Source organism: Mesobacillus boroniphilus JCM 21738 (genome assembly GCF_000517385.1).
Classification (GTDB): Bacteria; Bacillota; Bacilli; order Bacillales; family Cytobacillaceae; genus Mesobacillus; species Mesobacillus boroniphilus.
The window spans coordinates 1-13,905 of record NZ_BAUW01000093.1 but is presented as its reverse complement, the minus strand read 5'-3'; the positions used below and the strand labels follow the sequence as shown (position 1 = coordinate 13,905).

Annotated in this window: 7 protein-coding genes and 4 pseudogenes; 5 read left to right on the top strand and 6 right to left on the bottom strand. The window is 41.5% G+C overall.

Going from position 1 to position 13,905, the window contains the following annotated elements; genetic code table 11:
• Positions 1-131: 131 nt before the first annotated feature.
• The 3 genes and pseudogenes from ptsP to ykzS form a co-directional block, all read right to left on the bottom strand.
• Positions 132-1,848: pseudogene (gene ptsP, locus JCM21738_RS18235) on the bottom strand (phosphoenolpyruvate--protein phosphotransferase).
• On the bottom strand, positions 1,848-2,114 hold the full coding sequence (locus JCM21738_RS18230; protein WP_023615104.1) for a phosphocarrier protein HPr: 267 nt from the start codon (positions 2,112-2,114) through the stop codon (positions 1,848-1,850). Before JCM21738_RS18230 ends, ptsP begins: the two are co-directional and overlap by 1 nt.
• A 423-nt stretch (positions 2,115-2,537) precedes the next feature.
• Complete coding sequence (ykzS, locus tag JCM21738_RS18225; protein WP_023615105.1) at positions 2,538-2,732, bottom strand: protein YkzS; 195 nt, start codon at positions 2,730-2,732, stop codon at positions 2,538-2,540.
• Positions 2,733-3,025: 293 nt separating this feature from the next.
• Between ykzS and JCM21738_RS18220 the strand changes: the two genes are divergently transcribed.
• On the top strand, positions 3,026-3,214 hold the full coding sequence (locus JCM21738_RS18220; protein WP_023615106.1) for a YkvS family protein: 189 nt from the start codon (positions 3,026-3,028) through the stop codon (positions 3,212-3,214).
• 178 nt (positions 3,215-3,392) lie between these two features.
• On the opposite strand, the gene JCM21738_RS26185 is transcribed toward JCM21738_RS18220, so the two are convergent.
• On the bottom strand, positions 3,393-3,509 hold the full coding sequence (locus JCM21738_RS26185; protein ID WP_023615107.1) for a DUF6254 family protein: 117 nt from the start codon (positions 3,507-3,509) through the stop codon (positions 3,393-3,395).
• Positions 3,510-3,635: 126 nt separating this feature from the next.
• On the opposite strand from JCM21738_RS26185, the gene JCM21738_RS18215 reads away from it, so the two are divergent.
• Together JCM21738_RS18215 and JCM21738_RS18210 are read left to right on the top strand one after the other, a co-directional pair.
• A complete protein-coding gene (locus JCM21738_RS18215; RefSeq protein ID WP_023615108.1) occupies positions 3,636-4,247 on the top strand; it encodes a CPBP family intramembrane glutamic endopeptidase in 612 nt (203 codons plus the stop codon).
• Between the two features lie 176 nt (positions 4,248-4,423).
• Positions 4,424-5,080 (top strand): DUF8580 domain-containing lipoprotein, encoded by a 657-nt coding sequence (locus JCM21738_RS18210; protein WP_023615109.1) that lies wholly within the window; start codon positions 4,424-4,426, stop codon positions 5,078-5,080.
• A gap of 22 nt (positions 5,081-5,102) precedes the next feature.
• Here the strand turns inward: JCM21738_RS18210 and JCM21738_RS18205 are convergent.
• A pseudogene (locus tag JCM21738_RS18205) lies at positions 5,103-6,148 on the bottom strand (YkvI family membrane protein).
• A gap of 226 nt (positions 6,149-6,374) precedes the next feature.
• On the opposite strand from JCM21738_RS18205, the pseudogene JCM21738_RS18200 reads away from it, so the two are divergent.
• Positions 6,375-8,530: pseudogene (locus JCM21738_RS18200) on the top strand (ATP-dependent Clp protease ATP-binding subunit).
• A 233-nt stretch (positions 8,531-8,763) separates the two neighbouring features.
• Positions 8,764-11,789 (top strand): annotated as a pseudogene (locus tag JCM21738_RS18195) (efflux RND transporter permease subunit).
• A gap of 278 nt (positions 11,790-12,067) precedes the next feature.
• Here JCM21738_RS18195 and JCM21738_RS18190 read toward each other — a convergent pair.
• Positions 12,068-13,762: a M3 family oligoendopeptidase gene (locus JCM21738_RS18190; protein WP_023615113.1), complete on the bottom strand. Its 1,695-nt coding sequence runs from the start codon at positions 13,760-13,762 to the stop codon at positions 12,068-12,070.
• Between the last annotated feature and the right edge of the window lie 143 nt (positions 13,763-13,905).

The window sequence follows — 13,905 nt, the reverse complement described above, 5'->3', positions numbered from 1 at the left end:
CCGGCTGATAAACAGCCGGCCAAATCTGGGGGAAAATGAGAATGATTAGCTCACTTTCAGTCTAACCAAAGTGCTTACTCATCTATACCCGCCCTCTATAGGTTAAAACATTTTTTTATATTACAATTATGTTACAAAGAAATTGCCTGGTTTACTGCTTCAATCACTTCTTCTGTTGTGCTCATGTTCAACACATCAGAAGCCAGCTTCTTCATATCCGCTTTGTTTAAGTTCATGATCAATGAGCGTGCTTTCAGAATGGAAGAAGCGCTCATGGAGAACTCGTCTAGGCCAAGGCCAAGCAGGATTGGAATCGCCGTTTCGTCCCCGGCCATTTCTCCGCACATACCAGCCCACTTGCCTTCCTTATGGGCAGCATCAATGACCATTTTTACAAGACGAAGGATTGATGGGTTGTATGGCTGGTACAGGTATGATACTTGCTGGTTCATTCTGTCCGCTGCCATTGTGTATTGAATCAAGTCATTTGTTCCGATGCTGAAGAAGTCGACTTCCTTAGCGAATTGGTCTGCAAGGACTGCAGTGGAAGGAATCTCAACCATGATGCCAAGCTCGATATGCTCAGCAACCTCGATGCCTTCCCCAACCAACTTAGCCTTTTCTTCTTCAAGCATTGCTTTTGCTTCCCGGAACTCATTAAGAGTAGCAATCATTGGGAACATGACTTTCAGGTTGCCATGCACACTTGCACGTATAAGAAGCGCGCAGTTGCGTGCGGAAAATATCTACTTCCTCAAGGCAAAGGCGAATTGCCCTGAAGCCAAGGAACGGGTTCATTTCTTTAGGCAGGTTCAAATATGGAAGTTCTTTGTCTCCGCCGATATCCAAAGTACGGACAACGACCGGCTTGCCTTCCATGCCTTCAAGTACTGCCTTGTATGCTGTATACTGTTCCTCTTCAGTAGGAAGCTGGTCCCTGTCCATATAAAGGAACTCTGTACGGTAAAGGCCAACTCCCTCGCCGCCATTTTCAACTACACCTTTTAAATCCTTTGGTGTACCGATATTTGCTGCAAGTTCTACATGGTGGCCATCAGCGGTAACCGATTTTTCATTAATCAACTTAGCCCATTCAGCTTTCTGCTTTTCGAAATCTTCCTGAATCTTCTTATAAGCTTCAAGCACTTCAGGAGTCGGGTTGAAATGAACTTCGCCTTTCAATCCGTCAACAACGACGATATCACCATTGTTGATTTCTTCTGTTGCTGCCTTCGTACCTACGACTGCAGGGATTTCCATTGAACGAGCCATGATTGCCGAATGGGAAGTACGTCCGCCGATATTCGTTGTAAAGCCTTTTACAAATTGGCGATTCAATTGAGCAGTATCCGAAGGAGTCAAATCCTCTGCAACAATGACTACCTCTTCCGCAATCATGCTGGGATTCGGGATTTGGATTCCCAGGAGATGGGCCAATACGCGTTTTGTTACATCACGGATATCAGCTGCTCGCTCTTTCATATATTCATTGTCCATGGATTCGAACATGCCAATGAACATATCAGCTGTTTCTTTCAATGCATGCTCTGCATTGACATTTTCAGTTTTGATTTTATCTTCGATGGGTGAAATTAATTCTGGATCGCTCAATACTAGAAGGTGAGCATCAAAAATCGCTGCTTTATCAGCACCTAAAGCCGTTCCGGCATGATCGCGGATTTTTTCAAGCTCAGCCTTTGAAGACTGAAGCGCTGACTGGAAACGCGCAATTTCTTCAGCAGGAGCCTCTATTGTTCTTTTTTCAAAAGAAAAATCCGGTTCAACAAGCTTATAGGCTTTCGCGATTGCAATGCCGTTTGAAGCGGCAATTCCCTGGAGAAAGCCCATTATTCAGCTAAACCTTCTTTTTTAAGAGCTTCTTCTAGTGTATTAAGAGCATCTTGCTCGTCGCTTCCGTCAGCGAAGATTGTGATATCTGCTCCCTGGCCGATTCCTAATGACATAACACCCATGATTGACTTAAGGTTAACCTTTTTTTCTTTATATTCTAAGTGGATTTCTGAATCGAACTTGCTTGCAGCCTGTACAAGCATCGTAGCAGGACGTGCGTGAATTCCAGTTTCAGCAACAACCTTGAATTGTTTTTGTACCATACTATATCATTCTCCTTTTAAATAGATGATTAAGATGACCATACATGATGCCTTCCAAACTAAATGGTTCAATTCAGCGAAAGGTCAAAATTTTAGGCCTAGCTAAAATGATAATTGTATTTTACCCATTTGTATTGTTCTTTCACACCATATATTGTTTCCAATCATTTCCGCAGAAAATCGGATTGGCATCCCACACAAAAGAATAGCATTTTGCATAGTCTTAGACAATGAAAAATCCTTGATTTTTAAAGGTTTTAAGCATTTTTTTCAGTAAAACGTTTTCATTTTATCGAAATTGTGACAAAAGGTTATTTTTACCGTCGAAAGATTTTCTTTATGTTATCTTTCAACTCTGTTTTTTTCTTCCTTACTTAATTTTTCCAGTCCGTTGAATACCTTAGCATTCAGTTTTTTATCCGTTTAGCTCCTCGCTTCATCCATATATCTAAAAATGACATCTCCGCCTCTTTGGGCGATACCTCTGAAGTGTTTAAAGTCATCCCTTTTTACCAGGAATTCACGAAATTCCATAAAATCCTGTTTGGAAACGAAGATTTCTTCTACTTCTTTATTTTTCAAACTTTCCAGCATTCGGACAGCCTGTTCTTCATCCAAATAAACCACCCCTGTTTCTTTAAGCTAAAACTATTTTATCTTCTATTGCTCAATTTGCAAAACCCTTCTGTTTTTAACTTTATAAAATGGAAATAAAATGTTAGAACATTTTAAATTTCCGCTGGATGGAAATATGATTATTCTATATAATGATCATATAAATTGAATTTTCTAACTTTTACAAAATGAAAATTTCGTGAACATTTGAAATTTATTAATGATTTTTCTTTACGCTAGGAGAAAATTAAGGCAAAATGTTAGTAATTCGAAATATAACGAAGGAGCGAGTTTATTTGAAGAAGGCTGAAGTTGGAAATGTAATCGAATTCAAAGAGGGATTGCAAGGTGTTGTAGAAAAGGTCAATGAAAACTCAGTTATTGTTGATTTAACATATATGAACAATTTCCGGGATCTAGAGCTCGATCAACGCACTGTTATCAATCATAAAAACTATAAAATTGTTAAAGAAACAGCCTATTAAACTATAAAGCGCAAGCGGCTTGCTCAGCCCCGACAAGCGCTGGAAGGCCTGACAGTGAAGTTGCTTTTTGACTTCATTGACAGGACTGAAGTGTCTCGAGGGCTAGAAACTGTTCAAAGTGTAATAATTTTTATTTTATTTTCAAAATACCAAAAGCAGCCTCAGCTGCTTTTCTTCTTTATTCTTTATTTTCCTTCCCAGCAAGTTCCTTATAGGATTTAACTTTTCCATGCGGATGCTGATCCTGCTTTCGTACAGTCCAATTACGCTCCCTCTCACGCTTTGATTCTGACATGATCTTCCCTCCATTCATATTTTCGGTCATTATTATCATGCCCCATCTGGAAGAAATCATTTCCTACAAATTTAATGAATTATTTGGTACAATAAATTTTGTTTCTGGAAAGGGGTTTTATGAACAATGAAGAATTGGATGGCGGATCGCAGATTAATTCTTGGTTTTTTGATCGCGCATCTACTCCTATTTTTTACCTTTGAAGATAAAGACGTATTCTGGTATATATTCACAGCTTCAATGCTGATTCTGATTAGTTATTCCATCATACATGAAGAAATCGAGGACAATACCTCAACGCTTTCTTACTTAATTCTAGGAATTGCCTCCGGTCTCGGTTTATTTGGCCTGTTTTGGCTTGGAAGCTTCCTGATCGAATTTTTAAACCTGCCTTTCTCCAATCAAACATCACGTTTGTACAGCAGATTCTCACCTGACCTATTATGGCATTATCTAGTCCTGGTGTTAATCCTCGCTCCCGGAGAAGAAATCTTTTGGCGGGGTTTTATCCAAAAAAGATTTAGCAAATACTTTAGTATGAAAATGTCTATTGGCCTTTCAGCAATATTATATGCTTCCGTCCATATCTATTCCGGAGAGTTCATTCTTGTACTTGCTGCTATGATCGCCGGACTGGTTTGGAGCATTTTATATGCATGGAAACGGAGCTTGCCACTCGTTATCGTCTCTCACATCGTCTTTGATTTATTATTATTTGTCTTCATTCCTCTAAGCTAAGCTTTTACACTTAAAATGACCCATGCCAATCGTTGGCTTATGGGTCATTTTTATTATTGTCCAATCTGCCTGTCCATGATATTTTTGTAAATGCGACAACAATTGTAACTTTCGTTATTATATTCCGTCTAAAAAATGTAGAAATCACCATACGAAATAACAGGGGGCAATCAGACATGAACAAATTAGCAAAATCTTTTGCAGTTATTGGATTATCAGCATTAATCATTGCAGGCTGCGGTTCTCCAGAAGAATCGGAGTCAACAGGCAAGGCACCTGCAGCCCAGCCGGCTGCTGCGCCAGAAAAGAATGAAGGAGACCAAAAGACATCTGACCAGGAGAAAGATAATGAAGAGGGCATAATCCGCATTATGGAGCAAAACATTGCTTATACAGAGAATGGCGAACAAAAGGAAGAAACTGCTTTTTTGAAATACAATGATAATCAAAACTACTCCATGTATGTTTTGCCTGAATATGAATTGTCAGCAGAGGAACCTAACAAAGATGTACTGATGTGGACTGAAGACGACAGTGTGTTCATGAGGATAGAATTGCTTCCAGCTGACGCAGAGTGGGCTTTAGTAGAAGAAAATTCAAAAGCACAACTAGCCGCAGTTGGACCAGAGGTAACAAAAACACAAACACCGGAAGACCCATTCTTCAACAATGCTTGGGCAATGGAAACTAATAGTGGATCAGACATCGTCACTACTTATCTAATTAAAAATCAGGAACAACCTTTAAAGCTGACTCTATTCACAAAAGAAGATGCTGACCACCGCAACGCATTCCTGGAAATGGCCAAAACGATCATGAAAGAGAATAAATAAAGAAGGGGCTTCTCCCCCTTCTTTATTTATTTATCACATTAACTGGTTTCATCCATAACAACACTATAAAGATTAAACTGATATAGCCAAAAACTGGATATAAGATTGAAAGAAGTGTTCCATAATCAATCAAGCTGATGAAATAACAAATTAAGAAGAGCAGGGAGACGACGAGCAGGCTTGGCAGCTTGACATATTTTTGAATTTGCCTTTCAAGGCCAAAAATATTTCCGATTACAGATGTGAATATTTCACCATATACTATCAGGACAAAAATCCAGTAAAGTCCTGCAGCTAGCTGCTTCATAACCACTGCCATCGGTATTTCAAAAGTTTCGAATCCTGGGAGCATGATTAAGGTCAAATGGCTTGAAAGCAGGATTAAAGTCAGCGCAATCCCGCCGAGGATTCCTCCCCATTTTACAGTATTATCGTCTTTTATCTCTGCTGCAACAGGAACCAGTATTGCCTGGGCAAGCGACAGGTTCAGAGCTGTATAGGAAAACGGACCGATGACTGCCTTCCATCCATCCTCTGCATATGGAATGATTACGACCTGCTCTATGAATCCAGGCAACTTGACTGACAGGAAAAATAAAATCAGGCTGAACAAGATCATCATTGGCACAACAAAGGTATTAACAGCAAAAACGCCCTTCAATCCGACGACCATAACAGCAAGTGATAATGCAATCGTAACCAAGATTCCAAGCGATTTGTTCAATCCAAGCTGCTCTTCAAACACTGCCCCTGCACCTGAAAGCATAACAGCACAAACTCCAAGCAGCATAAACAGCATCATAATATTGATGATTCTGCCAAAAAATTTCCGAATAAATGCACATTCATTTCTTCATATGAACGGGCGTCAATCGCCGCTGCAATGCGCATCAATTTTGCACCCATATATGTAAGAATATATCCCGCCATGAAAACCCCAATCAATCCGAAAAGTCCAAAGCGGGAAAAGAATTCGACGATTTCCCTCCCAGTCGCAAAACCGGCACCTACAACAGTACCGACATATACAGCAGCGATTTGAAAGGCAGCACCCCAATTTGTCTTCAAAGCGTTCCCCCCTCCTTCTCAATATATGTAAGGATAGACAAACCATGACGAGCTTCTTAAAAGGAAATTCCAACACAGTATTTTTTAAAATTTACCTAAAACAAACTACTTGAAAGTCAAATAAGGTCAAAGTATAATAAAATCAAATTGATCAAAGATAGTCAAAGTCAAAACGATTAGCTTTGATCATTTTAAACAGAATTTACATTTTGAAGGAGGAATTTAAATGCTTTGCCATAATTGCCAGGAAAAACACGCAAATATCCAGTTGAGAGTAAATTTAAACGGTAATCAGAAGCATTTAATGCTCTGCGAAGATTGCTATCAAACAGAAAAAGAGAAATTAGGTGCTTCCTTTGGCAATCCGATGTCCGGATTTACCGGCTTTGGAGCTCGCCTTTTAACAATATGTTCAAACAGTTTCCAGGCAATATTAATAATCAAAACCCTAACCATAACCCGGCCGCTGCTGCTGCGAAAACACCTGGCGGAGGAAATGGCTTTATCGATCAGCACGGAAGAAATTTAACCCAAATCGCAAAGACAGGCTTGATTGACCCGGTAATTGGTCGAGAAGAAGAAGTAAAACGAGTCATCGAAATTTTAAATAGAAGAAATAAAAATAACCCTGTGCTTATTGGTGAACCTGGTGTGGGTAAAACAGCCATTGCCGAAGGACTCGCTCTAAAAATTGTTGAAGGTGCTGTCCCAGACAAGCTGAAGAACAAGGAAGTTTATCTTTTAGATGTTGCCTCCATGGTCTCTAATACAGGAATTCGAGGGCAATTTGAGGAGAGAATGAAACAGCTTATTTCTGAATTACAGGCTCGTAAAAATATCATTCTGTTCATTGATGAAATTCACCAGCTTGTTGGGGCAGGTTCTGCCGAAGGATCCATGGATGCAGGCAATATCCTGAAGCCAGCACTTGCCCGTGGTGAACTGCAAGTAGTCGGTGCGACTACCCTTAAGGAATATCGCCAGATTGAAAAGGATGCGGCGCTTGAGAGACGCTTCCAGCCAGTACATGTGTTGGAGCCAACAGTTGATGAGGCTGTCGAAATCCTGAAAGGAATTCAGTCCAAGTACGAAGATTTCCATCAGGTTTCTTTTTCGGAAGAAACGATTAAGGCATGTGTACAGCTATCACATCGGTATATCCAGGATCGCTTCCTTCCTGACAAAGCGATCGATTTAATGGATGAAGCTGGTTCGAAGCTTAACCTCGTTTCTGACTATACAGATAAAAATGATGCCGAAAGCCGCCTTGCTGATATCGCCAAGGAAAAGGAAGAAGCATTGAAGCTGGAAGACTATGAGACAGCTGCAATGCTTCGTGATGAGGAAGCAAAGCTGGAAAAAGCATTAAGTGATAATGGTCATGCAATACGCCCTGTTGTAACAGTACAACATATCCAGGAAATCATTGAGAAGAAGACTGGCATTCCTGTGGGCAAACTTCAGGAGGATGAACAAGCGAGGATGAAAAACCTTGCTGTAAACCTTAATAGCAAAGTAATTGGCCAGGAGGAAGCTGTGCAGAAAGTAGCGAAGGCAATCCGCCGCAGCCGTGCTGGATTGAAATCGAAAAACCGTCCGATTGGCTCTTTCCTATTCGTCGGTCCGACAGGGGTCGGTAAGACAGAATTGACAAAGACACTGGCAGAAGAGCTGTTTGGCTCTAAAGATGCAATGGTTCGTCTTGACATGAGTGAATATATGGAAAAGCACAGTGTTTCCAAGCTGATTGGTTCGCCACCAGGATATGTAGGCCATGATCAAGCTGGCCAACTGACCGAAAAAGTTCGCCGCAACCCGTATAGCATCATTCTGTTGGATGAAATCGAAAAGGCTCATCCTGATGTCCAGCACATGTTCCTGCAGATTCTAGAGGATGGCCGCCTGACTGACAGCCAAGGTCGCACTGTTAGCTTCAAGGACACTGTCATCATCATGACAAGCAATGCAGGAGTCGGACATAAAACAATCAAGGTCGGATTTGACCAGAACACTGCTGTCAATGAATCAAGTATCCTTGAATCCCTTGGAGGCTTCTTCAAGCCAGAATTCCTGAACCGCTTTGACAGCATCATCGAGTTCAAGGCACTTGAAAAAGAGCATCTTCATCAAATTATAGACTTGATGCTTGTTGAACTGAAGGATACACTTTCAGAGCAGAATATCAGCCTTGAGGTGGAAGCTGAAGTTAAGGAAAAGCTTGCTGAGCTTGGATACCACCCAGCATTTGGCGCCCGACCGCTGCGCCGCTCGATTCAGGAACAACTCGAGGATTCCATCGCGGACTTCATCCTTGAAGACGCGGATGCAGTTGAACTGCAAGCAGCAGTAGAAAATGAAGAAATTATCATTAAGCGAAAATAATAACCTGGAAGGTTCGGAGTGCATCCGGGCCTTCTTTTTTTGTCCTTCACCTTTTTGTCTGCACATCAATCTTTGCATTTTTTTGTAAAGCGCCCTAGTGCCAGTTAAGGCTTTGTTCACAAAGTAACAATCAATGCGAAAAATCTATTTAAAATTTTTACAGTTTAAAAATGAAATGTACATAGAAGACATATAGAATAAGAGCATAACTTTGAAAGAAATGAGGTAACCTAATGGATTTTTTGACAAAATTCAGTCTTAAAAATGCTTTTGCTGTTTTTATTATCTCCTTTTTATTGATACTCGGCGGACTGTATTCCTTCACTCGACTGAAGGTCGATTTACTGCCAAATATCGAGTTCCCGCAACTTTCTGTTGAAGTAATTTATCCAGGAGCATCGCCTCAGGATATAAATGAGCAAGTGACAGAGAAACTAGAAACCAAATTCAAGGGAATTGATGGACTCAAGAAACTCCAGAGTTCTTCATTTGAAAGCATCTCAATCATCAATCTTGAATTCCCTTTTGATACTGAACTGGATGATGCTGAACAGCAGGTCAATTCCTTCATCAAAGAGGCAGGACTTCCTGAAAACGTACAGACAAATGTAAACCGATTTTCATTTGGCACATTCCCAATTTTCAATATTTCCCTTTTTGCCAAAGGCGATCAGGACCTGGAAAAGCTTGTGAACGAAGAAATCATACCTGAACTGAACAAAATCCAGGGAATAAACAGTGTTTCAGTTGGCGGTATGACTGAGGACATCCTCCAAATTACCGTAGATCAGGAAAAGGCTGCCCAACTTGCCCTTAGCTTGAATGAGATTAAAGAAACAATCAATTCCAAGAAATTCAGCTTTCCTGCTGGCAACTTGAATGAAAACGAAATCCAGATTCCAGTAAGGGTCCAGGAAAAAATTGAAGAAATCAATGAACTCGAAAACCTGGTGATACAGTCGGAATTCGCACCGACTGCACCGCCAGTTAAACTGGGGGATATAGCCTCGATTGAGGTTGTAACCGAAAAACCTGAAATCACCCGCTACAATGAAAAAGAATCTTTATCGATGGCGATCACGAAAAAGCAGGATGCCAATACGGTTGAAGTGGCTGATAAGGTATTAACTGTCATCAACAGCTATGACGACCGGCTTGAATACGCGATTGGTTTCGATTCTGCGGAAGAAATTGAAAAATCGGTAAATACCCTGGTAAAGGAAGGTTTGCTCGGAGCCCTGTTCGCTTCGATCGCTGTACTGATCTTCCTCAGGAACTTCAGGGCGACCATTATTGCCATTGTATCGATTCCGCTGTCACTATTGATTTCGTCGATCTTTTTGAACCAGCTTGATATATCATTGAACATCATGACACTTGGCGGTATGGCTGTGGCCGTTGGCCGGGTGGTCGATGATAGTATCGTAGTTATTGAGAACATCTTCCGCAGAGTCCGCAAAGCGAACAAAGATATGACAGATGATTTGATTCAAGATTCCACTAAGGAAATCCTGAAGGCGATCACCTCATCAACCATAACCACGGTTGTTGTATTTTTGCCGTTAGGACTTGTCGGGGGAATTACCGGGGAATTCTTCCTTCCTTTTGCTCTAACGATTGTATTTTCTTTGCTGGCGTCATTAATTGTAGCCGTTACGATCGTTCCAATACTGGCAAAATTCTCATTCAAGAAGGTGCCAAAGGAAGAAAAGGTAGGTGCGATGCAGAGAGCATATGCATCGTCAATTAAATGGTCCCTGAACCATAAAGCTCTTGTCATCTTCCTTTCCATTGCCTTGCTTGCGGGCTCAGGATTCCTTGTCAAAGGTCTTGGTTTCACCTTTATCCCTAATGAAGAGCAAAAGCTGCTAGTGGCGACTTTCCAGCTGCCCTCTTCTACTTCACTTGAAAAGACAAATGAAGTCTCCTTGAAGGTCGAGAACATGTTCGCAGAGCAACAAAAAATTAATGATGTTACCGTAGGAATCGGCAGCCGGGATTTCCAGACTGGTCTTAAACGCCAGAACCAGGCGAACTATTTTATCAGTCTCGGAGATGGTGTAAGTGTTTCCGAGTTTATACCTGAGCTTGAAAAAGAGATGGAGGAAATCGTTCTATCAATCGAGCCAGATGCCAAAATTGGCATTCAGGAACAATCTACAGGCGGCCCGCCATCCAATAATAATGTCAACATTGACTTGTACTCTACTGACCTGGCTGTCTTACAGGACGCGGCTGCCAGAGTAGAAGAATACATGATGAAACAGGAAGACTTAAAATATGTTTCAAACAATTTTTCCGAAAAACAAAAGCAAGTGGTTGTAGAAATCGACCCTGAAAAATCTGCTCAATTAGGGATTTCCGGATTCCAAATTCTTGGTACAATCACTGATAAAACCAAGCCCGTTGATGCAGGAATAATGAAGCTCGGCAGTGAAGAACGACGTGTTGCCATAACTTATGATGAAAAGTCCGAAACCATCGAGGACCTAAAAAATACGGTGATCTTCACTCAACAAGGACCTGTTCCAATCACAGAAATCGCCAATATCACTGAAACGGAAGCATTCACTTCAATCCAGAAGTTAGATGCAAGATATTCGCCCGAGTTTCTGCACAAATTGATTCCAATGATATTAGAGCCGTATCGAATGCCGTTATCGAGGGTGTCCAAAATGACATTGAACTGCCTGATGGTGTGTCCTTTGAAGGCGGAGGCGGCAGTGATGAGACAGTTGAAACATTCACTCAGCTGGGAATTGCGATGGTCGTGGCCATCGGACTTGTCTATCTGACCATGCTGATTACATTCGGCCAGGCAAGGATTCCGTTCATCATCCTGTCATCTTTGATTTTCGTTCCAATCGGCTCTTTGCTGGGACTGTGGATTGCCGATGAACCGATGTCAGTAAGCGTAATGATTGGACTGCTGATGCTGATTGGAATCGTTACGACTAATGCGATTGTCATGGTCGACCGAATTGGCCAGAATCGTACAGAGAAAGGGATGCCAATCCGCGAGGCACTTATTGAAGCGGGAATCACAAGGCTCCGCCCAATCCTGATGACAGCCTTTGCAACGATCGCTGCATTGCTTCCATTGGCGTTCACCACTTCATCTGGCACACTGATCTCAAAAGGGCTGGCAGTAACCGTCATTGGAGGGCTTACCTCGTCTACCCTATTAACGTTGATTTTGATTCCTGTTATTTATGAAGTATTTTTCTTCAGACAGGTGAAAAATGAACGCAGTATGTAAGATGAAAGCCCGCATATAGATGCGGGCTTTTTGATTGAGAGGCCCTTAGGACACCTTTGGTTCGATTGATGACCAATATTCGTTGAAATCTTCAAAAATAGTCACCAATAAGGGCTATTGGCGACTAAAATTCTCAAAATCTCGAAAAGCGTTCACCAATAAGGTGGTTTAGCAAATCACACATCTAACAAAGAGAAACAAAAAAACTGCAGGCAACTGATTTTCATCAAGTTTGTCTGCAGTCTGAAGCGAAGCCACCACGAGTTCGCTTTTACTTTTTAGAGCTTGCTGTCGTCAACAGAATCAAGCCAGCTTTCGATTTCACCAATGACGGACTGGACGCAGCCTTCTTCAAACGGGGAAATGAGGTTTGCTTCCTTGACAAGGTCAGTGAAAGCCATGCTTCCTCCCCGTTTGCATAGGTTAGCATAATCTTTCCATGCTTCTTCCTGATTTTCCCTTGAACGCTTCCAGAATTGGAATGCACAAATTTGTGCAAGCGTGTAATCGATGTAGTAGAAAGGCGAGTTATAGATATGGCCCTGTCGCTGCCAGAATCCGCCTTCTTCTAAATAAGTATTTCCATCATAATCTTTATGCGGGAGGTACTTCTTCTCGATCTCGCGCCATTGCTGTTTTCTTTCTGCAGGTGTTGCTTCAGGGTTTTCATAAACCCAATGTTGGAATTCGTCAACAGAAACTCCGTATGGCATGAATAGCAAGCCGCTGCTTAGGTGCGCGAATTTATATTTATCGGTATCTTCCTTGAAAAATAGGTCCATCCATGGCCATGTAAAGAATTCCATGCTCATTGAGTGGATTTCACATGCCTCATAAGTAGGCCAATTATATTCCGGAATCTCAAAATGACGGCTTGAATATACTTGGAAGGCGTGCCCTGCTTCATGCGTCAGGACATCAATATCACCAGAGGTTCCGTTAAAATTCGAGAATATGAATGGTGACTTATAGTTTTCAATATAAGTGCAATATCCTCCCCCTGCTTTCCCTTTCTTCGCAACCAGGTCCATCAGATTGTTATCGTTCATGTAACGGAAAAATTCACCGGTCTCTGCTGATAACTCATCATACATTTTTTGTCCATTGTCAATGATCCATTCCGGGCTTCCTTTCGGTACAGCATTGCCTGTTTTGAAGCCGAATGGCTCATCATAGTATTTTAACTCATCTATACCGATTCGGTTCTTCTGACGTTCCTTAAGCTTTGACGCAACCGGAACAATGTATTTGTGGACCTGGTCTCTGAATGCTGCAACCATGCTGCTGTCATAGTCAGTGCGGCACATGCGATAATAAGCCAACTCTACAAAGTTGCTGTAGCCAAGCTTGTGGGCCATTTCAGTCCTGACTTTTACAAGTTCATCATAAATGCGGTCAAATTCTTCTCCGTGCTCAGAGAAGAATGCGAATTTGGCTTCACTTGCTTTCTGTCTTGTTTCACGGTCTTTAGACTCGGTAAAAGGATCAAGCTGCGCAAGAGTACGCTCTTCACCTTCAAACATGATTTTTGCCGAAGCTACAAGCTTTGTATATTCAGTCGAAAGCTTATTTTCCTTTTGCATCAATGGAACGATTTCAGGCGAGAATTGTTTTAATTGAGCTTCAGCCAGAGCGAATAGCTGACGTCCCCATTTCGCTTCAAGTTCATCACGGAAAGAAGATGAAACAAGTGCTTCATAATATTTTGTCACCAAACCCTCTACCTGTGGCGCGAGTTCATCGAGGAAATCCTGCTCCTGCTTATAGAATTCATCCTCAGTATCAATTGAATGGCGAATATAGCAAAGGTTGAACATGGTGCCAGCATCATTACGCAAATCGTTGATTCCATTCATTGCTATGCTTTGCTCCTCAACAGATCCAGCATTTTTGAATTGTTCAAGCAGTTTATCGAATTTGGCAGCGACCTCATCCAAATTCAGGCGCGTATATGTATATTGCTCAAATTTCATGATATTGCCCCCTTGATCTTTATAAGGGATGTATGTTTATCCCATCTTTATCCTATTCTACGGATATTCCTCATTTTCCTTTCAATCACCTGTACTTTTCGTCAACTTTTCCGAAAAAAAAAAACAAGAACAAAAAGCGCAAG

Bases quoted from the DNA above. Each gene is read 5' to 3' on its own strand.
- JCM21738_RS18230 (WP_023615104.1), bottom strand. From the start codon at position 2,114: ATGGTACAAAAACAATTCAAGGTTGTTGCTGAAACTGGAATTCACGCA.
- JCM21738_RS26185 (WP_023615107.1), bottom strand. From the start codon at position 3,509: ATGTCAGAATCAAAGCGTGAGAGGGAGCGTAATTGGACTGTACGAAAG.
- JCM21738_RS18215 (WP_023615108.1), top strand. From the start codon at position 3,636: ATGAAGAATTGGATGGCGGATCGCAGATTAATTCTTGGTTTTTTGATC.
- JCM21738_RS18210 (WP_023615109.1), top strand. From the start codon at position 4,424: ATGAACAAATTAGCAAAATCTTTTGCAGTTATTGGATTATCAGCATTA.
- JCM21738_RS18190 (WP_023615113.1), bottom strand. From the start codon at position 13,762: ATGAAATTTGAGCAATATACATATACGCGCCTGAATTTGGATGAGGTC.